Consider the following 23701-nt stretch of genomic DNA (forward strand, 5'->3'; position numbering starts at 1 on the left):
AAGCTTATGGGCCTGACAAAAATAGCGGTGATCGGGGCGGGGTTAATGGGGAGCGGCATTGCCCAGTCACTGGCAATGGGAGGAAAACGGGTCACACTCTATGATTCCTCAAAACAATCGCTGAAAAAGGCAGAAGCCTCTATTGAAAAAAGCCTGCAGCGCTTCGTTAAAGCAGGAACAATGGACAAAGAGGTTGTTTTCACGGTTATGGAGCATATCCGTCCTGTTCATGATGTGTGGGAAGCGGTAAAGGACGCGGAGCTTGTCATCGAAGCGGTTCCTGAATCACTTTCCTTAAAAAAACTAGTATTTGAGGAAATCGACCGGCTGGCACCGGAGGAAGCCATTTTGGCTACCAATACATCTGAATTAAGTGTTACAGCGATTGGGGCTGCTACAAGCCGTCCGGATAAAGTACTCGGGATGCACTGGTTCAATCCTGCGCCGGTCATGAGGCTGATTGAAATCGTACAGGGAGAGGATACATCAGCCGAAACCATTAAAGCTGTAGAAGAGGTTTCCCAGGAAATAGGGAAGGAAACGGTGATAGTTAAGGATCGGCAGGGCTTTGTCACAACCAGGGCTCTTACTGCCCATCTGCTGGAATGCATAAGGATGCATGAAGAAGGGGTGGCAGATGCCAAAGGTATTGATAAAGCGATCCGATTGGGGCTGAACTATCCAATGGGACCGCTGGAGCTTGCCGATCTTGTCGGACTTGATACAATGCTGTTCGTCAGCGAAGGAATGGCCGCTGCCTATGGCGATCGATTTTTGCCTCCGCAGAGTTTGAGAAAAATGGTTGAAGCAGGCCATTTTGGACGAAAAACAGGAAAAGGCTTTTATACCTATACGGACCAAAGGGAGACGAGTAAACAATGAGCAGAGAAGCCGTCATCATTGAAGCGGTCCGGACCCCCGCAGGCAAGCGAAAGGGAGTTTACCGCGAAACGCATCCGGTGCATCTCGCTTCGGGAATTCTTAAAGAACTGACTCGGCGTTCCGGGTTAAATCCAAACCTGATCGAGGATGTGGTCATGGGCTGTGTCAGTCCGATCAAGGAACAGGGCTTAAACATTGGCCGCCTCGCTGCTCTTGACGCTGGTTTTCCCGTAACCGTGCCATCTGTTCAGCTGAATCGGATGTGCGGTTCAGGATTGCAGGCCATCCAGTTTGCCTGCCAGGAAATTACGTCAGGAGATATGGACATTACCGTCGCCGCCGGAGTGGAGAGCATGACAAAGGTTCCAATTTTGAGTGATGGAAATGACCAAACCATCCCGCCTTCTCTGAAAGATCAATATCATTTTGTTCATCAGGGAGTATCAGCCGAACTAATTGCAGTAAAATACAGCCTGACACGGGAAGAGTTGGATCGATTTTCATTTGAAAGCCACCAAAAGGCGCTCGCAGCTCAGAAAAATGGAAGATTTGATGCGGAAATATTCCCTGTAACAGGAATGGACCGAGAAGGCACAACCATTACCGTAACACAGGACGAAGGCCCCCGTGCTGACACGTCGGTCGAAGCCCTGGCTGCATTAAAGCCTGTTTTTAAAGAAGACGGCGTCATTACGGCAGGAAATGCGAGCCAGATGAGTGATGGAGCTGCGGCGATTCTCCTGATGGAAAAAAACAAAGCGCTGCAGCTGGGGTTCAAGCCGCGCGCGAGAATTGCGGCGAACACTGTCGTTGGGTCAGATCCCATATTAATGCTGGATGGTGTCATCCCGGCAACGAAAAAAGTGCTCGATAAAGCCGGGCTTAAGATTGAAGATATCGATCTGTTTGAAATAAATGAAGCCTTTGCGCCTGTCGTTTTAGCCTGGATGAAGGAATTGGGACCGGACAGAGAGAAAGTAAATGTAAACGGAGGGGCCATAGCACTTGGCCATCCTCTTGGAGCAACAGGCGTTAAACTAATGACGACGCTCCTTCATGAATTGGAACGCAGAAATGGCCGCTATGGACTTTTGACGATCTGCATTGGCCACGGAATGGCTGTAGCTACCATCATTGAACGATTAAACTAAAGGGGATGAAGCAATGAACACGGTAAATGTAGTGTATGAGGGAAGAGTTGCAAAAGTTGAAATGAGCAGACCGGACGTATTGAATGCAATGGACGGCGAAATGCTGAGCGAGCTTCTCGCAGCATTTAAAGAGGTGCGGGATAGTGAAGCGGATGTTTTAGTGATCTCAGGAGCAGGACGGGGATTTTCCTCTGGCGGCGATATTAAGTCAATGCTTTCTGATATGGATGAGTCCGCATTTTCATCCGTCATGTATACGATCTCGCAAATGATTACCGAGCTGTATACGATGCCGAAGCTCACCATCAGTGCTATTCATGGTGCCGCAGCCGGACTTGGCTTCAGCCTGGCACTGGCATGCGACCATGTGATAGCGCATGAAACGGCGATTCTCTCAATGAACTTTATCGGAATCGGTCTGATTCCGGACGGCGGCGGCCATTTCTTTATGGAAAAACGTTTAGGTGAAACAAAAGCGAAGCAGATGATCTGGGAGGGAAGAAGACTCTCGGCTGAAGGTGCGATGCAGGCCGGCCTTATTGATCAAATGGTCGCAGGGGATATGAAAGCGGCTGTAGAAGAGAAAATTTCTGAATGGCTTGAAAAACCCGTCGCTGCCATGATTGAGACAAAACGCATTTACACCTCTAGAAGGGCAGCAGACCTTGAAACCATCTTAAGTCTTGAAACCTCTTCCCAATATAAAATGAGACAGACAAAGGATCACAAGGAAGGTATTTCTTCTTTCCTTGAAAAGAGACAGCCTCAGTTTTCGGGAAAGTAATTAATGCTATAGAATAGGCAAACACACAAAAGAGGTGCTAGTAGCACCTCTTTTTCTAACGCTCAAATAACACCATCTTGCCGGCCGCATTCACACAGCGGTGCGTTTTCTTTGTATAATTTTTTTCCTCAAGTTTTTGAATGCCAAGATCTTTTGCTTCCTGCTCGCTCGCTGCCTCGAAGCTTTCATCCAGAAGCTTTTCCCCATTTTTTTCAAATACAGTTAAGTAGTACTTTCCCATAGCTGCCTCCCCTTTGCCTCATTAAAATCGTCCTCTATTATTATTTCGGAAACGAATTCCAAAATTCCTTCTTCTAACTTCCATTTTAATCATTTATGATGAAATTGAAACTTTTTACCAGCAGGCACGTAATGAACCATTAGAGGAGGGATATTTATGGCCTTAATGCTGAATAAAGTAACGAAGAATTTTGGAGCGCATACAGCTGTTGATCAGCTGAATCTCGAAATACCGGAGAAAGAGATCTTTGGCTTTTTAGGAGCGAACGGTGCGGGAAAAACGACCACATTCAGAATGATTCTTGGGCTGCTGCATCCAAGCGGCGGTGAAATCAGCTGGCAAGGAGAGCCCATTAATTACAAAACCACTGATCAAATCGGCTATTTGCCTGAGGAAAGAGGACTTTACCCGAAGCTGAAGGTGAAGGACCAGCTTGTGTATTTGGCTAAATTAAAAGGAATGCACAAAAGCGAATCAGAAAAAGAACTGACTAAATGGCTTGACCGTTTTAAGGTGCCTGAGTATATGAATAAAAAAGTTGAAGAGCTGTCTAAAGGAAATCAGCAGAAAATCCAGTTTATAACGGCAGTGCTTCACAAACCGAAGCTGCTGATTCTGGATGAACCCTTCTCAGGGCTTGACCCGGTAAACGTTGAGCTTTTGAAAGAAGCGGTTGAAGAACTGAGACAGCAGGGGACTTCAATCGTTTTCTCAAGCCACCGAATGGAGCATGTTGAGGAGATGTGCAACCATTTATGCATCATGCATAAAGGAAAGCCGGTTGTTCATGGCGGATTGAAGGATATTAAACGGTCCTTCGGGAAGAAAAATGTCATCATTCATGGTGATTTTGATTTAACCTATCTCAGTGAACTCCCAGGCGTTATTAAACATAAGAAAACGTCAGAGGGCATCAGGCTCCAGGTAACCCGCGAGGAAGTGTCGCAGGATGTGCTGGCAGCCATTCAGAACAAAGGATTCATCCGTAAATTTGTTCTGGAAGAACCTTCTTTAAATGATATTTTCATTGAGAAGGTAGGTGCGTCCTATGAGTAAATTCTGGGTTGTGATGCTGTATACATATCAAAACAAAGTGAAGTCAAAATCTTTTCTAATTACAACCGGTATTTCCCTTCTATTAATATTCGGCATTTCCAACCTCCAAAATGTAATGGAGATGTTCAATAAAAACGAACCAAAAAAAATTGCCGTAATCGACGAAGGGGGCTCCCTTTTCGAGCCGTTCCGCCAAAATGCAGAAGCACTTGATAAAGATTTGGAGATAAAGCAATCATCAGAAAATGAAGACACACTCAAAAAGCAGGTGCTGGACGGAAAGCTTGATGCTTATGTGGTGCTGAAAAGTGATGCAGAAGGCATGCCGGAGGGAACCTTTAACGCTGAATCTGTCGTAGATTCCGGATTCGCATACAGTCTTGATCAGTCGCTGCAGCAGACCAAAGTGGCGATCGGGACAGAAAAACTCGGTGTGGACACTGCTCAGATTTCAAAGCTTCTTGCTCCAGTGGAAATGGAAAAGAACGCACTTCAGGAAAATGCAAAGTCTGAGGAAGAATTAAATCAGGCCCGCGGTCTTGTGTATGTCATGCTGTTTGTTATTTATTTCTCTGTCATAACGTATGCAAGTATGATTGCCATGGAGGTGGCGACGGAGAAATCCTCCAGAGTGATGGAAATTCTGATTTCAAGCATCTCGCCTATTCAGCAGATGTTCGCTAAAATTTTAGGTATCGCACTTGTCAGCTTAACGCAGCTCGCGATCATGATTGGTGTCGGTTTCCTTGCTGTCAAAGATAAAATGGCTCAGATTGATGCGATGAGCGGCGGGGTGATGGGTATTTCCAATACATCTCCTGCGACCATCGCATATTGCTTCATTTTCTTCCTGCTTGGCTACTTCCTTTTTGCTACACTGGCGGCGTTCCTTGGCTCGCTTGTAAGCAGAATAGAAGATGTTCAGCAAATGATTACGCCGATGATTTTCATCGTCGTTGCCGGCTTCATGATTGCGATGTTCAATCTTGGCAATCCGGATAATACGTTTGTTACGGTAACATCCTTTATCCCATTTTTCGCACCGATGATTATGTTCCTAAGGGTAGGGATGCTGGATGTTCCGTTCTGGCAGGTTGGACTGTCAATCTTTATATTGATCGCTTCCATCTATCTGCTTGCTTATTTTGGTTCGCGTGTATACAAAGGCGGGGTGCTCATGTATGGAAGCTCAAGCTCGCTGAAGGATATTAAGAAAGCGATTAGCATCGGAAAAGATCACTAAACGGAAAGCCCGGGTAAAGCCGGGCTCTTTTTTCTATGCGGGATGTTAATTAAAAGAACGGTACCGGCAGTAAACTCAAAGATTACGAAGGGGCTGAAACCTAAAAAAACCTGCTTGATAAAAGCAGGTCTGAGCTTATTTCATTTCATGCACCTGTACAGAGTGAACCTTTTTTGTTCCCGTTTTGTAATGAATCACAACAATCACTTGAATGGTTCTCTGTCCTTCAGCCAATGTCAGATGATACTGTTTCAATGATTGGTCTTTTTTTGTCTGCTCGAAAATTTGCTTCGCCATAATGACCTGGCTTAATGGATAAACTTTTACCGCTTCTTTTTTTGCTGCAGCCGTGAAATCAGGGGTTTTCGCTGCTTGTGCGGAATAACTGGAAAATGAAACCTTTTCCAGGTTCCAGCCGTATATAATGACAAGGGAAGCAAAAAGGGAAATCCACCACTTTTTCATTTTTTATCACCCTCCTGCTGGATAGTCTTCCCTTATACCTGGTTGATATTCTAGTGAAATGGAGGATCCGGGCTTGACGGTTCGGGCAGTGGATTTCAATCGGAACTGAACACGAAAAGAATGGGGGAATCGGGATATGGCATGGATAGGTTTGGCTATTATAGCGGGAATAACATTCATCATTTATAAAGCAGTTAAGGGAACGAAGGATCATCAAGGGAACAGAAACAGCAGCAGCTCAGGTTTCATGCCGTTTTTTTATTCAGGAGACTCAGGCGACTCTTCATCAGACGGCGGTGGCTTTGACGGCGGCGGGGGCGGAGATGGCGGAGGCGATTAATGCTTCCTCTTTTTGTTCCCTTTTTTCAACAGTTTTCATAGATGATTTAAAGTACCTCACAGAGAATGACTAAAACAGACAAAAGGGGGTTTATCATGCTGTCAAAAGAACAATTGTCACATATAAAAAAGCTTCAAGCGGTATGCGAAGAAGCAGATGGAATTCAGTTAAAGCTCAATTGGGACATGCTGGAGTATAGAGAAAACGGAGTGAAACAGGACTTCTTTCATTATGAACCAGATGGATTAGCGGCTTTCATAGGCTTATATGGTTTCGGCAATAAAGTCGAGATGTGCGGAATGGTGAAGCCGGAGTACCGCCGAAATGGCCTGTTTTCTGCCATGTTTAAGGAAGCCTTGGAAGAAGCACGAAGTCAGGGGTATCACACAATCCTTTTAAATGCGCCCTCGAACTCTAATTCGGCAAAAGGTTTTTTAAATGAGATCCAGGTCCCTTTTGTTTTCACAGAGCATCAAATGAAATGGATGGGCGGACCCCTTCCGGTAACTGAGGACGTCATTCTCCGGAGTTCGGAAAAAGAGGATTTTGCACTGGAGGTTCAGCTTGAAGCAGACTGCTTTGGATTTTCACTTGAAGAAGCAGAAGTCTTTACAAAAAGCAGGAAACAGGAGCAGGGCCAGCAGTTCTGGATCATTGAGAATAATGGAAAAGCGGTTGGAAAAGTGCGGGTCGCAGCTGAAAAAGGAGAAGCGTGGATTTATGGGTTTGCTGTTTCTCCGGAGCATCAGAAAAAAGGGATTGGCCGAAAAATACTATTCCGCATCCTGAAAGAGGAAACGTCGAAAGGCAACTCGGTTTTTCTCGAGGTGGAGGCAAAAAACACCCGCGCATTGAAGCTGTATGAATCGTGCGGATTCAGGGCTTATTATGCACAGGATTATTATTTAACGAAATAATCGATATCAGAACTTCCTTTAGGGGAGGTTCTTTTTCCTGTTAAGCAAGGAAATGCAAGAACGTGCATTCCCCTCCATGTGATGATAAAATATATGCAAAGGTCTAAAGAGAGTGGGAATTACCATGCCATCTATTAAATTTATTCATGCTGCTGATTTGCATCTGGATAGTCCATTCGCCGGGCTCCAGCATTTGCCTGAGTCCATTCTGCAGCGGCTGAAGGAAAGTACGTTTGCAAGCTTTTCAAATCTGGTGTCATTTACTATAGAAGAAAAAGCAGATTTCCTTCTTTTAGCCGGAGATTTATTTGATGGGGAAAACAGAAGCTTAAAGGCGCAGCTCAGGCTAAAAAGAGAGTTTGAGAAATTGAATGAGTCTGGAATTCATGTATATATTATTCACGGTAATCATGATCATTTAGGGGGGAAATGGCTTCAAATAGACTGGCCCGAAAATGTCCATGTTTTCAGTCATAAACAGGTAGAGTGCCTGCCTTATTATAAAAAGGCAGAACTGGCTGCTCACCTTTATGGATATAGCTATCCTGAGCGCTCTGTTACAGCAAATCTTACGCCGCACTACAGAAAACAGGCGGGGGCTCCTTTTCACATCGGACTTCTCCATGGATCGCTTGAGGGAGGAACGGAGGAGCATGATGTATACAGCCCGTTTACCATCAGCCAGCTGGAGTCAGCAGGTTTTGACTATTGGGCGCTGGGTCACATTCACAAAAGGGCTATTCTCCCCTCGCAGGAAACCACAATTGTTTATCCTGGAAATCTTCAGGGGAGGCACCGGAAGGAAACAGGGGAGAAAGGGTGTTATACCGTCACAATAAATGAAGCGGGAGTGAATCCTGTTTTTTCCCCTCTTCATGATGTACTGTGGCTGGAGCGCCGCATCCCCTTAGATGAAACGGAAACCGCGGATCAGCTTATGAAGCTTATTAAACTGGAAAAAGAAGCTCTCCGCAATGAGGGATGCCCGGTTATCTTGACGATTACCCTGTCAGGAAAAACCGTGCTTGCTGCAGATCTAAAGCAGGCTGAAACGGCAAAAGATCTGCTTGCTGCGATTAATGAAGAGGAAGAAGAGCGCACCGATTTTGTTTGGATTCGGAAAATATCTGACGAAACGGTCTTTCATGCTGATAAAGAAAAACTTAAACAGGATTCAGTTTTTTACAGGGACTTTTTAAACGTTACGGAAAACTACGGTTTTTTTGCAGAAGCTGCTGCGCCTTTGTACGGAAATGCATCAGTTCGAAAATACGTAGAAGTGTTCTCAGAGGAAGAGCAGCAGGAAATAATCCAGGAAGCGGAGTCTCTCATTTTAACACAGCTGCTGAAGGAGGGAGAGCTTCATAAATGAAAATCCGAGAGCTTAAAATTTATGGATATGGCCAGTTTATCAATCGGCACATCGTCCTTCATAATGCTCCGGCTTCTTTGTTTTACGGACAGAATGAAGCCGGAAAATCCACGATTATGTCCTTTATACATAGCATTCTTTTCGGGCTGCCTCAAAAACAGCAGACGGACAGCAAATACGAACCGAAAGAAGGTCAGGTTTTCGGCGGGGCGATCGTTGCTGAAGTGAGCGGTACGGGTATTGTCAAAATTGAACGGGTCCGGGGCCGCTCAGGCGGAGAGGCAAGGATTGATCTTCCTGACGGTCAAACAGCGGGTGAGGCGCTGCTGCGCGAATGGACAGGCGGGATGGATAAAGCGTTCTTCCAATCTGTCTTTTCCTTTGATTTGCATGGCCTTCAGCAAATTGAACGCCTTAATGAAGAAGAGATAGGCAAATTCCTTTATGTAACGAGCATGGTAGGAACAGATGCTATTTACAAGCTTGAGCAGAGGCTCGGAAAAGAACAGGACCGCTTATTTAAGCCTAATGGCAAGAAGCCTGCACTAAATGAGAAGCTGGGAAAAGTGAAGAAAACAGCCGATGCCGTAAAAGCAGCGGCTCAGGCAGCCAGTGAATATCATCCGCTGATGATGCAGAAGGAAGAGGCTGAGAGGGAAGTTTTTCAGCTGGAGTTAAACGTAAGTGAAGGCAGAAAAAAACAATCCTATTTAAGCAGAGCTGTTTCTTATTTGCCGCTCTTAAGGGAACAGGAAGCTTTAACTCAGGAGCTTGAGGCCCTGCCGGACACGAAGTGCTTCCCTGCAGAGGGGATGAATAGGCTTGAAAAATTATTAACAGAAATGGAACCGCTTAAAGCCCAAACCGGAAGAATGAAGGAACAAATCCGGCAGCTGATGGCTAAAGCCGAAGCTTTTAAACCGGATGGGAACATTCTTGAAAAAGAAGCACATATAGTGGAGTTAAAAGAGCAGTCGGGCACGTATCAGGCTCTGATAAACGATCGCTCTGCGCTTACTTCTGCTATTGAGGCTTTGGATGAGGAGCTGGCCGTTCTCGCAGGCCGAGTGTATGAGCAGCCTCCTAGACAGGAGGAATTGAGCCGGATTGATACCACGATAAAAATGAAAACCACAATTGCTGAACTAACAGAAGAAGCGAAAACCTTGTTCATGCAAAAAAACCAGCTGGATGAGCAATTTGACCGCGCTAAAGAGGCGCTTGATATAAGCGAAATCCGCTATGCTTCCCTTTTAGAAAAAGCGATGAATCCGGATGAGCGGACTGCTTTAGAACAGGAACTCTCTAATTTAGAAAAGGGCGATAACCACCAGCAGACCGGGCAGCTCAAAAAGGAACTTGAGAGTGTTGAACGGGATCTCGAAAACCAGCGGAAACGATCAGAGAATAGTAAAAAACGAAGCTCTGCAAGTCTGATGTTCGTTTTACTTATTGCGGCAGCCGGCTGTATATGGTCAGTTATCCAGCAGCAATGGGTTTTGGGAGGTCTTCTTTTTACAGGTTTGGCTGCTGGAGTGCTTTTTTTCCGAAGCCTGCAAACTGCCCGAGATCCGCTTCTTGAGCATTTGCGGAGAAGAAAGCGGGATTTGGAGCAGGAGCTGCAGGAACAAACGAATCCATCCACCACGGTCTTACAGCGTCTGGAAGAACTGAAAGGCATCCTTTGGAAGGATGAGCAAATAAAGCAAATGGCCGAGCTTGAGAGACTTAGAACAGAGCAGGAGACAAGAACCTGTGACCGTGTTATTGCAAAATATGAAGAATGGGAAAATGAGCGCTTTAAACTGAATCATAAGCTGAAGCCGGTTTTGAAGGCTTTATTTTTACCTGAAACTGCCTCAGCATCTTCCCTGGCAGAAACCCTTGCTATAATAGAAAAGTATAAAGAGAAAGAATTAGAAAAGCAGAAAAGAGAGGACCAAAACCGGTTAAATGTAACGGATGCTTTACAGTTTGAGCAAAAGGCAGCCAGTACCCTTAACCTTACCCGCGATGACCTTCCAAAAAAAATCGATGATCTCTATTCTGCTCTAATACAGGAGAAAGAGAAGGCAAGGAAGCTTGAGGATCTGGACCTTCGCATAAATGAGCTTTCAGCAGAATGCGAAGAAAGGCTTCTTCTTCTCAATAGCAAAACCGAAGATTATCGAAAGCTGTTAGAAATGGCGGCTGCTCCAGGTGAAGAAACATTCAGGAGCATGGCTGTTCAGCATGGGAAACGGGAAGAAATCATAAAACAATTATCGTGGACGGCAAGACAGCTTCAAACCAGTCATATCGCACAAGCTCTGCCTGAGGACTGGACCAAGCTTGAAGACGATTTGGCAAGAGTCACTCTGGATGTAGAAGCTCTGGAAAAACAGCTGAAATCCAGGCAGGAACAGGTGTCGATTTTACAGGCCAAGCTTGAGGCGCTTGAAGCTGATGGGAGCTATTCAGATCATTTGCATAGGCACGAACTCCAAAAGGAAGACGCAAGGCGAACAGCGAGAGAATGGGTGGTTCAAACTGTAGCACGGGATTTTCTGCTTCGGACCATTGATTATCACCGGACGGTCCGGATGCCTAAATTGCTGGAAAAGACCATTCAGTTTTTTACAAGGATAACGGATGGACGCTATGTGAATGTTTATCTGCCTGACCAAGAGCAGACGTTTATCGCTGAGAGGGCGGATGGACAGCGATTCAAAGCGGGTGAGTTAAGTCAGGCAACCTCAGAGCAACTCTACCTTTCTCTAAGGCTTGCACTTATTTCAAGCTTAAATGAGTCATTGAATATGCCGGTACTGATTGATGACGGATTTGTACATTTCGATGCAAAACGAACAGAAAAGATGCTTGGCATTTTACAGGACATTTCTGCTGAACAGCAGGTGCTGATGTTTACATGCCAGACACATATAGCAAATCAGTTCGCAGGGCCTGTAACGGCTTTAGAACGGCAGGGGATCGTTAGCGTAAGGAAAGAAACGGTATAGGTTTAGAGGGTATGTTATACTTATTCACAGATAAATACAGGGAGGAATCAGCATGTCTAAAGGAGTTATGCATTTTGATGTAGGGGAGCAGGTTGAGCTTTATCTGCTCATTAAATCATCCACCAAGGGGGTAGCAAGCAACGGGAAACCCTTTTTGACCCTCATCCTCCAGGATCAAAGCGGAGAAATCGAAGCGAAGCTCTGGGATGCAAGCCAGGGGGACGAACAAATTTATGGACCTCAAGGCATTGTTAAGATTGCCGGGGATATCCATCATTACAGAGGAAGAAACCAGCTCAAAATAAAAAACATCCGACCGCTTCATGACCATGAAACGTTTGATATTTCGGACTTTCTGGAAACAGCACCTTTGAAAAAAGAAGACATGATGGATACCATCACTCAATATATTTTTGAAATGAAAAATCCAAATGTCCAGCGCATCACAAGGCACCTAGTGAAACAGCATCAGCAGGCTTTTCTTGAATACCCGGCTGCCACGAAAAATCACCATGAATTCGTTTCTGGACTTGCATACCATGTTGTATCCATGCTGAATCTGGCAAAATCGATTGCAGCACTTTATCCGTCTCTTGATACGGATCTGCTCTATGCGGGTGTAATCCTGCATGACCTTGGAAAAGTAACAGAGCTAAGCGGCCCGATCAGTACAACTTATACGGTAGAAGGCAACCTGCTTGGCCACATATCCATTATGGTGAATGAAATTGCGCAGGCAGCAAAAGAATTGGGAATAGAATCTGAAGAAGTCGTCGTCTTGCAGCATCTTATTCTTTCCCATCATGGAAAAGCAGAGTGGGGAAGTCCGAAGCCGCCAATGATTAAGGAAGCAGAAATTCTTCATTACATTGATAATCTCGATGCTAAAATGAATATGCTTGACCGTGCACTGGAACGTGTAAAACCCGGAGAATTTTCCGAAAGGGTCTTTGCCCTTGAAAACCGCTCCTTTTACAAACCGGTTTTTCATAACTAGCATAATGCGCACTTCTTCAGCATAAGCATGAGATAAAAGCTTGGCTTATGAAGGAGGAACCTGTATGCTGACGTTGCCTTGGTGGATTTATCTGTGCATGGGCGGAGTGCTTTTCAGCGGTTTTAAATTTGTAACACTTACAAGAGAAGATATACGGACAGATGAGGAATTCATTGAACAGGAAGGGCAAATCTATTTGGAGCGGATCAAAGCGGAAAGAGAGCGGAGAAAAGCTGAGAAAATGACTGTCTGAACCTTAAAAGCAAAAAAAGACTCCTGCTTGCAGGAGTCTTTTTATATGGGTGAAACTTATGCTTTTTCTACGTTAGCAGCTTGATCGCCACGGTTACCTTGAACGATTTCAAATGTAACTTTTTGGCCTTCTTCTAGAGTTTTGAAACCGTCGCCTTGGATAGCGGAGAAATGTACGAATACGTCGTCGCCATCTTCGCGCTCGATGAAACCGAAACCTTTTTCTGCATTAAACCACTTAACTGTACCTTCTAACATTTTGTTACCTCCTAGTGCATGACGCACAAACGTGTTACTATTCTTGCTCTAAAAATATCAAGCTGAAACGTATTCGATCTTAATATCCGAACAAAAATAATTCTTAATAAGGATAACAGGAACGGCAATAAATAGCAAGTGTCTAAAGCCGGGTGAGAAAAAATGGCCTCAAATTGGCCCGAAAAAAGAGAGGAACCGCGTATGGCTTCCTCTCCTTTTTTATTCTATTCTTATTGAGCCGGCTGAGCAGGCATTGCTGGCTGTTCAGGAGCCTTAAAGGTATCTTTAAGCTGTTTATCTTTTACTACAACCTTGGCATCTTTAAGCGCTTTGTCGATTGCAGCCTGCATCGCAGCAGGATCCTGGGTTTTTTGTTCTTTTACTTCAGCTTCCAGGCTTTTCTTCATTTGATCGTAAGATTTGTACGTTTCATCAATACGGATAATATGGTAGCCGTATTCTGTTTTAACAGGCTGGCTGATTTCGCCTTCTTTAAGCTTAAATGCAGCTCCTTCAAATTCCTTAACCATTTGGCCTTTGCCGAACCATCCTAAAGATCCTCCGGTTTGTGCAGATGGATCCTGAGAGTATTCTTTAGCCAGGTCTTCGAATTTAGCTCCGCCATCCAGCTTTGATTTAACTTCTTTGGCTGTTTTTTCATCCTTAACAAGGATATGGCTCGCTTTAACTTTATCTTTTAAGCTCTCATGATACTTTTTAATATCTTCATCCGTTACTTTTGACTCAGCTTCAGCAGCCTTTTTACGCAAAAGTTCAGTTTTCACCATATTGTCGACTGAGGCTTGACCTTGCTTTTTAACCAGCATGTCAATTTGCTCAGCACCATATTGAGCTTTAATGGATTCAAGCTCTTTTTTAATTTCATCTTTGGAAACCTTGTATTTTTCACCCAGCACTTTGTTATGAACTAATTCAGTCAATACCTGTTCACCTGCGCGGGATTTCATAGCCTCGTAAAGCTCGTCCTTTGTAACGTTTCCAGCTTTCGTCTCAGCCACAACATCAGAACCGCCTGCTGCTCCGTTGCTGCATGCGCCGAGCGTGAAAAGGCTCGTAGCTGTAATAGCCGCAATAGCCATTTTTTTCATTAGTCGATACAACTCCTGCCCTAATAGTGTTTGTACTAAATACTATAAAACATTGTGCCATGTTCAGGGGACTTTTGCAACCCAATCTGAAAAGAGGGCAAATAGGAAAGGACAAAGTTTAAAATAACCCGAAAAGCCTGCTGTAGAAGCATTCCTGAAAGCTTCTGGGTTTTTGGGGTTTTTTAATATAAAAATGAATGAGAGCTTACTGTCAAAATCCTAATATGTGAAATTATGTGAAATTCATGCGCGGAACTATTTGGATATGCGCGAAAATTTTTAGATGTGGGCTAAAGGCCCAATCAAGCATCTTTTCCCTTCATATAATGAGTTGACTGCGAAAGGAGGCTATACGTCATGGGAGGATACAATTCCGGCTTTGCGTTGATCGTTGTTTTGTTTATTTTGCTGATTATTGTGGGTGCAGCGTATATTTGCTAGTCAATAAGGGCTGCTTATAACTGCAATATGCAGGATGAACACCCATTCGCAATACAAAAGAATTGCATAGTATATCTTAACCATCAGTAAGGAGGTGTGTTCAATGGGCGGTTCTTACGGCGGAGGTTTCGCGTTAATCGTTGTACTTTTCATTTTGTTGATCATCGTTGGTGCAGCTTGGCTATAATTTGAAAAGCGCAGGCGGCTTGACCAGCCCCGACAAGCATAAGACGATCAACCGGAGGAAGGTGAACTTTCCTTCCGCAGGATGAGCGGCTTATGACCTCGAGGGGCTAGCCGCTGGAGCTAGACACTAGTGCTATGCGCGAGCCGCAGCCCTGTTCTAGTCTCTCCAAAATTTACAGCGTTCCCACTTGGGGGCGCTTTTTGCGTTGCTTAACAAAGTCCGGCAGAACGGATAAATAGGGGATAAAGAGCTGTATCCCCCGTGCGGACGGCTAAAAAGCAGTCCAAAACGGACAGATAAATCCGGACGGCCAAAAAGAGTGTCAGAACGGCTAAATTAAGAAGAGGAACGGCCAAATTCACCGTGCGAACGGCTAAAAAGCAGTCCAGAACGGACAGATAAATCGGGACGGCTAAAAAGAGTGTCAGAACGGCTAAATTAAGAAGAGCAACGGCCAAATTCACCGTGCGAACGGCTAAAAAGCAGTCCAAAACGGACAGATAAATCCGGACGGCCAAAAAGAGTATCAGAACGGCTAAATTAAGAAGAGCAACGGCCAAATTCACCGTGCGAACGGCTAAAAAGCAGTCCAGAACGGACAGATAAATCCGGACGGCTAAAAAGAGTGTCAAAACGGCTAAATTAAGAAGAGGAACGGCCAAATTCTACGTGCGAACGGCCAAAAAGCAGTCCAGGACGGACAGATAAATCCGGACGGCCAAAAAGAGTATCAGAACGGCTAAATTAAGAAGAGCAACGGCCAAATTCACCGTGCGAACGGCTAAAAAGCAGTCCAGAACGGACAGATAAATCCGGACGGCTAAATTAAGAAGAGGAACGGCCAAATTCTACGTGCGAACGGCCAAAAAGCAGTCCAGGACGGACAGATAGATCCAGACGGCTAAAAAGAGTGTCAGAACGGCTAAATTAAGAAGGCAACGGACAAATTCCACGTGCAAACGGCTAAAAAGGAGTCCAGACGGATAGATAAATTTGGACGGCCAAAAAGAGTATCAGGACGGCTAAATTGAGAAAAGGAACGGAAAAATTCTACGTGCGAACGTCCAAAAAGCAGTCCAGAACGGACAGATAAATCCGGACGGCCGAAAAGAGCGTCAGAATGGCCAAATTAAGAAGAGGAACGGCCAAAATTCAATGCGGAAATACAAAAAAGCCGTCCACCAAGTGGCCGGCTTTTTTGTGTATAAGTTGATCGGAGCTGCAGATTCCGAGTTCTATGTATAAAGAATTTCAATATACGAAGAGATCAGCAGAATCGTAACAAGGACATTAATCATACGAAACACTCTCGTTTGACGGTCTTCAGGAATCTCACGAACTAAACAAAGCCTGTTCGTTAAAGTGTTGATGTAAAACAGAATGAAGACAGCAAAGAAAATGAACAAGATGATCACATGAGATCCCCCTTTCCTTACTGATACATATAAGATTACCAAATATTCGCTGAAAAAGATAGGAAAATGCCGGCACTCGCACGTGTTCTTCCAAAAGAAAAGAAGGAACCGTTATTTGCGGGTTTCCTTCTTTATTTTACAGCTTGTTTTCTATTAATATCTCTAATGCATTTCGGTCCTCTTCAACAATGCATGTTCTTGGTGCAGCTATAACTTGTCGGGCGTATATTAAATCCGGAACACACCAGCCGATGTGGAGGGCTGCAGCCAGGCAGAAGTAGTGTACGTATTCCGGCATTAGGATGCTTGCCTGAATACTCGCTGCCGTAAAAATAAGGAATGGAGAAAGCAGTGTGGCAAGCATTACTTGCTTAGTAATTCGGGCGCATGGCTTGAGCCGTACAATGGGAATCATTGCTGCATATTCCATTTTCATTTTTGGGATTTTGCCGCAAATCATTAGTGGAAGCGCATGGAGCAGTTTATGCAAAGGCAATATTAGAAATAAAATTGCTGCCAGGTAAAGTATATGTCCTGCAGCAAGCTTCCGGCTGGGGTCTACCAGCGATAGAGGAAGGTATAGGACAATAAAAGCCGTAATTGATGCCATTATAAAATATAGAAAGAGACGCTGAAACCCATAATCTTTTGATAGGTCGATGGTTTTCCAGCAGTTCATATCCGATCACCGTCCCTTGAAAAATAAATCCTTACCTACTGTACTTCCGGCTGAGATAAAAATCAATACGTTTGGAGAAATTGAGTGCAATATTATAAGAAAATCTTTTTCTGAGGAAGCTCTTCCGCTAAAATATGAGTATGTAAGAGAGAGAAAGAAGGGGTTTACGTGGACTCGTTTGAAGAACGGCTGAACCGGATGGAATTTCAGGTTCGTCTTCTTGCCTCATTGATTAAAAAGGATGAGCATCCATTTATGTATATGGTTATTGAAAAACAGCTGTCTGAAAAGGAACATCAGCAGGTTATGGAATTATGTGATAAATTGGATCGGCTTTACCAAAAACAAAAAGCGCAGGGATTTGTCCGTTTTGAAGGACTCCTTACGCTTTTTGTTCAAGATTTAAATGAAAAGCTGGAGGTGAAGGAAACCGCTCAAGCCCTTTTCAAACAGGGATTGTTTTCGCAGTTGATGAGCGATTTCCTGAGTATGTTAAACGATTATTGATTAGCAGCAGCTTTAGGCTGCTCCTCTTCCGTAATTTTCTTCAAGCGTCCATTCTCTTCGCCGAATTCCTTTTCGATATTGCTGAAAGAGCGCTCAAAAATCTCCATAAAGTCATCACCGTAAATGTTTCGGATGATGGCCATCATTTCGATAATCTCCGGGAATTTCCCATACAGATTCTGCAGAGGCATGGCCCCTTTAAATACGGCATTTCGGGTAGGATCATAATCCTCCATTAGCTGCAGAAGAATTCCCTCACCCTTAGGGGTCAGCTCGATGTACGTATTTCTTTTGTCATCCAGCTTTTTGGAGAATTCCAGATAGCCTCTTTCCTCAAGCTTTTTCGAAAAGTTGAAGGCAGTAGAGACATGCATCACTCCGAACTTAGCAATCTCCGAAATGGATGCTCCTTTCAGGTGGTAAGCAATCCAAAGAATGTGGTGTTCGTTTATGTTCAAATCATAAGGCTTGATCCATTGCTGCCAGTCTTTCTCGATTGATTTCCACAAGGCTTTGCTTAACTGAGCGATTCTCTGGCTGAAGAGCAATGCCTCTTTTACCGTGTAATCCTTTTCATTTGTCTTCAAATTCACTCACCTACTTTTCCGCATTTCTAATATTCTCTATTATCCCAAAAAAGTAAAGATTAATAAAGATGTAAATTAACAAAATTTTTAAAAAAATATTTTGAATCCAGTATTGTTATAAAAGAATACGGAAAAAAGGTGCTAAACCGACAAAGTTTGAGCACCTTTTTGTTACATATATTTCTTATATGGAAATATTCATCAATTTTTAATTGTGTCTTCTAATTGTTTAATTTTTTCTTCAATGGCTTCAATTTCTTTTTGAAGATTCTCACGGTGTGGCTCAATTTCTTCCTGGAATTCTTTTAAAGAGGTTTGAAGTTCTGTAGACACCTCTTTAATAACGTCTGCACTTTCCTTAGCAGCCTGAACCACCTGCTCCTTTAGGGCAATGCTTTCTTGTTTTAGCTGATTGATCGTATCCAGCATGCGATCTTTGCTGTCTTTAATTTGTCCTCGTAAATCTCTGCCGGAAGATGGGGCTGAAAGCAAAGCTGCTGCGCCGCCAGCAACGGTTCCGGCTAGAAGTCCAAGTAGTATGGATTTGGCTTTTGACATTAACTCATCACTCCCGTTCTCCGTTCTCTTAACACATTCAACATCATCATGAAGAAATCCTTCTTTACATGATACCCGTCATACGGGGACTTAAACGAAAATTCTTTCAAAGAAGAAGTACAGAATTCACAGCCAGAATCAAACATGTCTCATAGCGCGGATTTTATGGCATATACATAAGCGTAAAAGGAGGAGAATGGGATGTATGCTGGGGATACTATTCTACTTAATTAGTCTTGTTTTCTTATTGGTTTCTTTGCATTATATGAGACAGGCGCAGCAGGCCGCTTCCTATCCGCCTAAATGGATACTCAAACAAAGGGCTATGATTATGGCTGGGGGAGCGGGGGTTACGCTGCTGGTTGGGATCATGCTGTCCTTGCTGCATTGACATAAAGAAAGGGACTGGCCGCAGTGGGTCAGTCCCTTTTAAGTTAAGCTGAAATTGGCTTTGATCTTTTATGAATGGATGTAACAATCGGGTAAATCAAGCTGATTGCAATCGTATTGAGTGCTGTGGCTGGAAGAACCACTGTAATAAACAGAGCGGTAAATCCACCAGGAAGCCCAACGATCAGCAGCGCGCTTCCAAGGAAAATAACTCCTGAAAGGATTGTTCCGGCTGCAGTAAGGATGGATACTGTTACAAGTTTAGAAGCCAGTTTGCCAGCCACTGTCAGCAGCAGGAAGAATGCCAGTGCTGTAAGGGGCTTGTCAACGATGTTCGGCAGCTGTCCGCCTGGGAATCCAGTCGTCAAGGCTGATAATATACCCGTTAATACTCCCAATAACAGTGTGTTTTTAAGGGTTGGAAAAAGGGCAATTCCCAAAAACATCATCGTCAGCATCATGTCCGGCTTCATTCCAAGGAATATAGGCGGAATAATACTGTGCAAAGCAAGGCCAATGGCAACAAACAGCGACATTGTAACAAGTTCTCTCGTTTTCATAACTCAACTCTCCTCTTCTTGGCTCAAAAGTATGCTTTCCAATGGTGAACTATTTTCCCATTGCAAAAGCGGTTAAATAGATTATAACAGGGGCAGCTCTTATTGAAAAGTAAAAGAACGGGCAGAATGATTTTTCCTGTAGCTGTTCATAAATTCGGCCAGCTTTTCACATGCTTCATAGGGGACTGCATTATAGATGGAGGCGCGGCAGCCTCCGATACTGCGGTGACCGTTCAAACCGATAAATCCATGCTCGGAAGCTTTTGCAAGAAAATCCTTTTCGAGATCCTGATCAGGGAGGGTAAAGGTTACGTTCATATGGCTCCCGCTTCCATTAAGGGCATGCCCTCTGTAAAAGCCTTCGCTGCTCTCAATTGAATCATAAAGAAGAGCTGATTTTTCCTTGTTCTTCCTTTCGAGACCTTCGGTGCCGCCTTGTTCCTCTGCCCATTCCAGTACAAGTCCGAGCATATAAATCGCAAAAGTCGGCGGTGTATTATAAAGAGAATCAGCGGAAGCGTGAGTGTTGTAATCCAGAAATTTAGACAGGCTGTTTGTGCTCTGGCTTAGCCACTGTTTATTCGCGATGATGACGGTCACTCCAGAAGGACCGAGATTTTTTTGAGCACCGGCGTAGATGAGACCGAACTTGCCTGTATCCACTGGACGGGACAGAATATCACTGGACATATCCGCAACAAGAGGAACGTTTGTGTCAGGGAACTCATGCCACTGCGTTCCATAGATGGTGTTGTTGGATGTAATGTGAAGGTAGGCAAGATCTTTCTCATCACCCCATTCAGAACGGGAAGGAATGGAACGGTACAAACTTTCTTTTGAAGAAGCGATTACTTTTGTCTTGCCTATCTTTTCGGCTTCCTTTAATGCTTTCTCCGACCATGAACCAGTCAATATGTAGCCCGCGGTTTCATTCTTTTTTAGAAAATTAATCGGAACCATTGAAAATTGAAGACTTGCTCCCCCTTGGAGGAACAGGATTTCATGTGTATCCGGAACATTCATCAGGTTTTTTAAACGTGCTTTCGCCCCGCTATGGACTGCATCATAATGCTTGCCTCTGTGACTCATTTCCATGATCGACATACCGGTGCCCTGGTAATTAACGAATTCCTTTTGTGCTTTTTCCAGTACTGGCAGCGGCAAGGCAGCAGGACCTGCGCTGAAATTCAAAGCTCTCACCATTTGTATATCCCCCTAAAGCGTTAATTGAATAAATTAGTTTTATGGTATCACAAATAACTGAGAGTTTTGAATATTAATTGTTTTTTGTGCTTTGTGAAGACAGCAAAAAACAGCCCAATGAAGAGCTGTTCTATAAATAACTTATACGTTTATTCCATCACGAATTTGTGATGCGATCTCCTGAAGCTTTTCTGGAGTGTAGTCATTCGTATGAGTTTTCCATACTGCCCCAAATCCATCTCCTTTGCCGTAGCGCGGAAGGATGTGCATATGATAATGAAAGACGGACTGTCCGGCTGCTTCCCCGTTATTGTTAAGCAAATTTAATCCTTCAGGCTGAAATTGCTCTTTAATGGAACGAGTGATGGCAGGAATCGCTTCAAAAAAATGACGGGATATTTCAGGAGTCATTTCATAAATGTTTTCTTTATGTACTTTAGGAACAACAAGAGTGTGACCTTTTGTTACCTGGCTGATATCCAGAAAAGCAAGAACATGCTCATTTTCAAAAACTTTCGCTCCGGGAATTTCCCCGTTAATAATTTTGCAGAAAATACAGCTCATCAAATCATTCCTTCCATAGGACTTGGTTAGGGGTATTTTATCATAATGGAAAGACAGAGTGAAACTTTAGCGGGATGTTTACCGTATATGGTCAGAGCAGGGATGCTATAGAAGAGGAAGTACAAAAGGCAAGCAAGGCCGAAGAAATTCTCCGTGTGCAGCTTTTAAAATTTGTGCACAATAGGAAAAGCAGGGCCAAGCCGATCAGCTAGCCCTGCTTAAGAAGAAGGGAAGGACTCATTTATAACGGTAACATGTCTTCGACAAACACCTCATTTACAGAAGTGACTGGCTTAAATTCGTTTCAATCAGAAATCTGGCCTTTAACAAACACCTCATTTTTAAGCGATGTGCTCGCGGATAAAATCCATGACTTTCCCTCTGGTGAAGTTTTAAGCAAATGCGTCTTTGACAAACACCTCATTCGCAAAAGTAAATGAACTTCCTTCTTCCTTAACTAGAATGTGCAGTTATCCTAATGGTTATGCTTGGATTATTTTAGCAATTAGATGCGCGGCAGCAAGACATGAGTCGTTCTGTTTTGATATGATGGGAACATAAAGTCTTATATATAGAAAGGAATAACGAGATGACACTTTTGCATGTAGATGGCGTAACGGGGGGATATACCCGAAACCCAGTTTTAAAGGATGTTTCGTTTACCTTGGAAAAAGGCCAGATCGTCGGACTGATCGGCTTAAACGGAGCTGGAAAGAGTACAGCAATCAAGCACATAATCGGATTAATGGAGCCGAGAAAAGGCAAGATTTCCATTAATGGGCAGACATTTGATGAAAATCACGAAACCTATAGGCAGCAATTTACGTTTATCCCTGAAACACCGATTCTTTATGAAGAAATGACGCTGCATGAGCATCTTGAGCTCACGGCGATGGCATACGGTCTTTCTAAAACGGAATTTGAAGCAAGACTCACGCCGCTAATCAAAGAATTCAGAATGGAAAAAAGGCTGAAATGGTTTCCGGCTCACTTTTCAAAAGGTATGAAGCAGAAGGTAATGATTATGTGTGCCTTCCTGGTGGAGCCTGAGCTCTATATAATCGACGAACCGTTTGTTGGTCTGGACCCGCTCGCAATCAATTCATTGCTTGAGCAGATGAACACGGCTAAAAAAAGGGGAGCGGGCATCCTCATGTCCACACATATTTTGGCAACAGCAGAACGATACTGTGATGCCTTTATTATTTTACATAACGGAGAAGTCCGTGCAAAAGGGACGCTTAGTGATTTGCAGAGAGAGTTTGGGATGACCGGAGCCAATCTTGATGACTTATACATTCAGCTGACAAAGGAAGAAGAATATGAAGAACGTTCTTGACCTTTGGGGTGCCCGTCTTGAGGAGCACATTAAAGAAATCCGCTCTTATCTAAAATACATGCTGAATGACCATCTGCTCATTGTTATGATATTCCTTCTCGCTGGGGGCGCATTAGGCTACCAATCATGGCTGAAGCAGCTTCCTGATGATTTTCCTGCCGAGATCATCATCTCGATTGTATTCGGGGCATTGCTAATTTTCTCAAGCGTGAGAACACTGTTTAAGGAAGCAGATCTTGTCTTCCTGCTGCCGCTTGAAAAGGAAATGGAGAAATATTTAAAGAAGGCAAAGCAGTTCAGTTATTTTCAGTCACTGCTGCCGCTAATCATTGTGTATCTTCTGCTTGGTCCGCTTTATCTGGCAGTATCGAATGATGGAATGGTTTATATGTACACAGGGATTTTGCTCCTCATCCTGAATTATGTGAATATGGAATGTGATTGGTATGTTTCTTTTTCCCAAGAGAATTCGTCCGCTCTATGGGATCGTGCGGTGCGGTTTGCATTGAATACAGTGCTGATGTTTTTTGCGCTCTCTCAGATGCCTGTTTATGCATTGATTGTAGCTGTGGTGATTGCTCTGTTTGTGCTCTATTTTAAACGGATTTCAAAAGGGAAAGGTCTGAAATGGGATCGCCTCATCCGTTCTGAAAACCGTAAGAAGCAATCATTCTACAGGCTTGCCAATCTTTTTACCGATGTGCCGAAGCTGAAAAAAGAGGCGCACAGGAGAGCGTACCTGGATTGGATATTGAATACTATTCGCTATGGAAAAGAACATGTCTATATGTACATGTTTGCCAGAGCTTTTATTAGAGGCACCGACTATCTCGGAATCTTTTTCAGGCTGACGGTTATATCCGGTCTTATTTTGGGCTTTGTGGAAATGAGTGTAACCGGTGCGGTTCTTCTAACGGCTGGAACGATCTTTTTAACAGGCGTTCAGCTGATTGTACTCGTTCGGCATTTTGATATGCTTTCCGTGCCGGACCTATATCCTGTAGCTGAAGAAAGCAAAAGTAAAAGCTTTCTTGCTTTGCTGAGGAATATCCTGTTTGTTCAGGGGCTGATTCTGGGAGCCGTTCTTTTAATGAAAATGGAATGGATTGAGGGAGCAGCCGCTATTGGTGGGGGCATCGTTTTCGTCTTAATTTTCGTAAACGCTTATGCAAGGAAACGAATGGATAAGATGTACAGGGGGTAAC

At 43.9% G+C, this 23701-nt stretch carries 29 protein-coding genes; 17 read left to right on the plus strand and 12 right to left on the minus strand.

What is annotated here, in order from left to right:
- The first annotated feature begins 6 nt into the window (after positions 1 to 6).
- From WCV65_RS05980 to WCV65_RS05990, 3 genes are read left to right on the plus strand one after another with little or no spacing between them, the layout of a single operon-like run.
- Positions 7 to 882 carry a 3-hydroxyacyl-CoA dehydrogenase family protein gene (locus tag WCV65_RS05980; protein ID WP_035406512.1) on the plus strand — a complete coding sequence of 292 codons (876 nt, stop codon included), beginning with the start codon at positions 7 to 9 and terminating at the stop codon, positions 880 to 882.
- Positions 879 to 2033 (plus strand): thiolase family protein, encoded by a 1155-nt coding sequence (locus WCV65_RS05985; protein ID WP_338780835.1) that lies wholly within the window; start codon positions 879 to 881, stop codon positions 2031 to 2033. The genes WCV65_RS05980 and WCV65_RS05985 overlap by 4 nt, the downstream gene beginning before the upstream one ends.
- Positions 2034 to 2046: 13 nt before the next feature.
- A complete protein-coding gene (locus WCV65_RS05990) occupies positions 2047 to 2817 on the plus strand; it encodes an enoyl-CoA hydratase (RefSeq protein ID WP_338780837.1) in 771 nt (256 codons plus the stop codon).
- A 55-nt stretch (positions 2818 to 2872) separates the two neighbouring features.
- Here WCV65_RS05990 and WCV65_RS05995 read toward each other — a convergent pair whose 3' ends face one another.
- Complete coding sequence (locus WCV65_RS05995) at positions 2873 to 3058, minus strand: YhzD family protein (RefSeq protein WP_035406504.1); 186 nt, start codon at positions 3056 to 3058, stop codon at positions 2873 to 2875.
- 156 nt (positions 3059 to 3214) lie between these two features.
- On the opposite strand from WCV65_RS05995, the gene WCV65_RS06000 reads away from it, so the two are divergent.
- Together WCV65_RS06000 and WCV65_RS06005 are read left to right on the plus strand one after the other, a co-directional pair.
- Positions 3215 to 4114, plus strand: coding sequence for an ABC transporter ATP-binding protein (locus WCV65_RS06000; RefSeq protein ID WP_338780839.1), 900 nt, complete (start codon positions 3215 to 3217; stop codon positions 4112 to 4114).
- Complete coding sequence (locus WCV65_RS06005; protein ID WP_338780841.1) at positions 4107 to 5357, plus strand: ABC transporter permease; 1251 nt, start codon at positions 4107 to 4109, stop codon at positions 5355 to 5357. The genes WCV65_RS06000 and WCV65_RS06005 overlap by 8 nt, the downstream gene beginning before the upstream one ends.
- Before the next feature lie 135 nt (positions 5358 to 5492).
- On the opposite strand, the gene WCV65_RS06010 is transcribed toward WCV65_RS06005, so the two are convergent.
- Positions 5493 to 5822, minus strand: coding sequence for a DUF3889 domain-containing protein (locus tag WCV65_RS06010; RefSeq protein WP_051860632.1), 330 nt, complete (start codon positions 5820 to 5822; stop codon positions 5493 to 5495).
- Between the two features lie 136 nt (positions 5823 to 5958).
- Between WCV65_RS06010 and WCV65_RS06015 the strand changes: the two genes are divergently transcribed.
- From WCV65_RS06015 to WCV65_RS06040, 6 genes are all read left to right on the plus strand, one after another.
- Positions 5959 to 6162 carry a hypothetical protein gene (locus WCV65_RS06015; RefSeq protein ID WP_338780847.1) on the plus strand — a complete coding sequence of 68 codons (204 nt, stop codon included), beginning with the start codon at positions 5959 to 5961 and terminating at the stop codon, positions 6160 to 6162.
- Between the two features lie 95 nt (positions 6163 to 6257).
- The gene (locus WCV65_RS06020) at positions 6258 to 7079 is read left to right on the plus strand and encodes a GNAT family N-acetyltransferase (protein WP_338780850.1); all 822 of its coding nucleotides are present in this window, start codon (positions 6258 to 6260) and stop codon (positions 7077 to 7079) included.
- 124 nt (positions 7080 to 7203) lie between these two features.
- The gene (locus WCV65_RS06025) at positions 7204 to 8451 is read left to right on the plus strand and encodes a DNA repair exonuclease (protein ID WP_338780852.1); all 1248 of its coding nucleotides are present in this window, start codon (positions 7204 to 7206) and stop codon (positions 8449 to 8451) included.
- Positions 8448 to 11450, plus strand: coding sequence for an AAA family ATPase (locus tag WCV65_RS06030; RefSeq protein WP_338780853.1), 3003 nt, complete (start codon positions 8448 to 8450; stop codon positions 11448 to 11450). The genes WCV65_RS06025 and WCV65_RS06030 overlap by 4 nt, the downstream gene beginning before the upstream one ends.
- Positions 11451 to 11502: 52 nt before the next feature.
- Complete coding sequence (gene yhaM / locus WCV65_RS06035; RefSeq protein ID WP_035406470.1) at positions 11503 to 12447, plus strand: 3'-5' exoribonuclease YhaM; 945 nt, start codon at positions 11503 to 11505, stop codon at positions 12445 to 12447.
- Positions 12448 to 12511: 64 nt separating this feature from the next.
- Positions 12512 to 12700, plus strand: a complete 189-nt coding sequence (locus tag WCV65_RS06040) for a sporulation YhaL family protein (RefSeq protein ID WP_035406467.1) — start codon at positions 12512 to 12514, stop codon at positions 12698 to 12700.
- A gap of 56 nt (positions 12701 to 12756) precedes the next feature.
- Here the strand turns inward: WCV65_RS06040 and WCV65_RS06045 are convergent, their stop codons facing one another.
- Positions 12757 to 12957: a cold-shock protein gene (locus WCV65_RS06045; RefSeq protein ID WP_035406464.1), complete on the minus strand. Its 201-nt coding sequence runs from the start codon at positions 12955 to 12957 to the stop codon at positions 12757 to 12759.
- A 230-nt stretch (positions 12958 to 13187) separates the two neighbouring features.
- Positions 13188 to 14066, minus strand: a complete 879-nt coding sequence (locus WCV65_RS06050; protein ID WP_338780858.1) for a peptidylprolyl isomerase — start codon at positions 14064 to 14066, stop codon at positions 13188 to 13190.
- Between the two features lie 357 nt (positions 14067 to 14423).
- On the opposite strand from WCV65_RS06050, the gene WCV65_RS06055 reads away from it, so the two are divergent.
- On the plus strand, positions 14424 to 14507 hold the full coding sequence (locus WCV65_RS06055; RefSeq protein WP_035406462.1) for a YjcZ family sporulation protein: 84 nt from the start codon (positions 14424 to 14426) through the stop codon (positions 14505 to 14507).
- 103 nt (positions 14508 to 14610) lie between these two features.
- On the plus strand, positions 14611 to 14694 hold the full coding sequence (locus WCV65_RS06060; RefSeq protein ID WP_035406457.1) for a YjcZ family sporulation protein: 84 nt from the start codon (positions 14611 to 14613) through the stop codon (positions 14692 to 14694).
- Positions 14695 to 14903: 209 nt separating this feature from the next.
- On the opposite strand, the gene WCV65_RS06065 is transcribed toward WCV65_RS06060, so the two are convergent.
- From WCV65_RS06065 to WCV65_RS06075, 3 genes are all read right to left on the minus strand, one after another.
- Positions 14904 to 15356, minus strand: coding sequence for a hypothetical protein (locus WCV65_RS06065; RefSeq protein WP_338780860.1), 453 nt, complete (start codon positions 15354 to 15356; stop codon positions 14904 to 14906).
- A gap of 573 nt (positions 15357 to 15929) precedes the next feature.
- Positions 15930 to 16109 (minus strand): hypothetical protein, encoded by a 180-nt coding sequence (locus WCV65_RS06070; protein ID WP_035413651.1) that lies wholly within the window; start codon positions 16107 to 16109, stop codon positions 15930 to 15932.
- A gap of 136 nt (positions 16110 to 16245) precedes the next feature.
- Positions 16246 to 16788 carry a DUF3267 domain-containing protein gene (locus WCV65_RS06075; protein WP_035413653.1) on the minus strand — a complete coding sequence of 181 codons (543 nt, stop codon included), beginning with the start codon at positions 16786 to 16788 and terminating at the stop codon, positions 16246 to 16248.
- 168 nt (positions 16789 to 16956) lie between these two features.
- Between WCV65_RS06075 and WCV65_RS06080 the strand changes: the two genes are divergently transcribed.
- Positions 16957 to 17295, plus strand: coding sequence for a DUF1878 family protein (locus WCV65_RS06080; protein WP_338780866.1), 339 nt, complete (start codon positions 16957 to 16959; stop codon positions 17293 to 17295).
- On the opposite strand, the gene WCV65_RS06085 is transcribed toward WCV65_RS06080, so the two are convergent.
- Both WCV65_RS06085 and WCV65_RS06090 read right to left on the minus strand, forming a co-directional pair.
- Positions 17289 to 17882, minus strand: coding sequence for an HTH-type transcriptional regulator Hpr (locus tag WCV65_RS06085; RefSeq protein ID WP_035413658.1), 594 nt, complete (start codon positions 17880 to 17882; stop codon positions 17289 to 17291). The two genes, WCV65_RS06080 and WCV65_RS06085, sit on opposite strands and share 7 nt — an antisense overlap.
- 201 nt (positions 17883 to 18083) lie before the next feature.
- A complete protein-coding gene (locus WCV65_RS06090) occupies positions 18084 to 18440 on the minus strand; it encodes a YtxH domain-containing protein (RefSeq protein WP_338780870.1) in 357 nt (118 codons plus the stop codon).
- Positions 18441 to 18645: 205 nt separating this feature from the next.
- Here WCV65_RS06090 and WCV65_RS06095 point away from each other — a divergent pair, with 205 nt between their 5' ends.
- Complete coding sequence (locus WCV65_RS06095) at positions 18646 to 18831, plus strand: hypothetical protein (RefSeq protein WP_051860892.1); 186 nt, start codon at positions 18646 to 18648, stop codon at positions 18829 to 18831.
- 43 nt (positions 18832 to 18874) lie between these two features.
- On the opposite strand, the gene WCV65_RS06100 is transcribed toward WCV65_RS06095, so the two are convergent.
- From WCV65_RS06100 to WCV65_RS06110, 3 genes are all read right to left on the minus strand, one after another.
- Positions 18875 to 19390 carry a tryptophan transporter gene (locus WCV65_RS06100; RefSeq protein ID WP_338780872.1) on the minus strand — a complete coding sequence of 172 codons (516 nt, stop codon included), beginning with the start codon at positions 19388 to 19390 and terminating at the stop codon, positions 18875 to 18877.
- 99 nt (positions 19391 to 19489) lie between these two features.
- Positions 19490 to 20593: a 3-phosphoserine/phosphohydroxythreonine transaminase gene (serC, locus tag WCV65_RS06105; RefSeq protein ID WP_338780874.1), complete on the minus strand. Its 1104-nt coding sequence runs from the start codon at positions 20591 to 20593 to the stop codon at positions 19490 to 19492.
- 141 nt (positions 20594 to 20734) lie between these two features.
- Positions 20735 to 21160: an HIT family protein gene (locus WCV65_RS06110; RefSeq protein WP_338780876.1), complete on the minus strand. Its 426-nt coding sequence runs from the start codon at positions 21158 to 21160 to the stop codon at positions 20735 to 20737.
- 586 nt (positions 21161 to 21746) lie between these two features.
- Here WCV65_RS06110 and WCV65_RS06115 point away from each other — a divergent pair.
- Positions 21747 to 22496, plus strand: coding sequence for an ABC transporter ATP-binding protein (locus WCV65_RS06115; protein ID WP_338780878.1), 750 nt, complete (start codon positions 21747 to 21749; stop codon positions 22494 to 22496).
- A complete protein-coding gene (locus WCV65_RS06120; RefSeq protein WP_338780880.1) occupies positions 22480 to 23700 on the plus strand; it encodes an ABC transporter permease in 1221 nt (406 codons plus the stop codon). The genes WCV65_RS06115 and WCV65_RS06120 overlap by 17 nt, the downstream gene beginning before the upstream one ends.
- The last annotated feature ends 1 nt before the right edge of the window (position 23701 follow it).

The organism is Metabacillus sp. FJAT-52054, from assembly GCF_037201815.1.
GTDB classification, from domain to species: domain Bacteria; phylum Bacillota; class Bacilli; order Bacillales; family Bacillaceae; genus Metabacillus_B; species Metabacillus_B sediminis.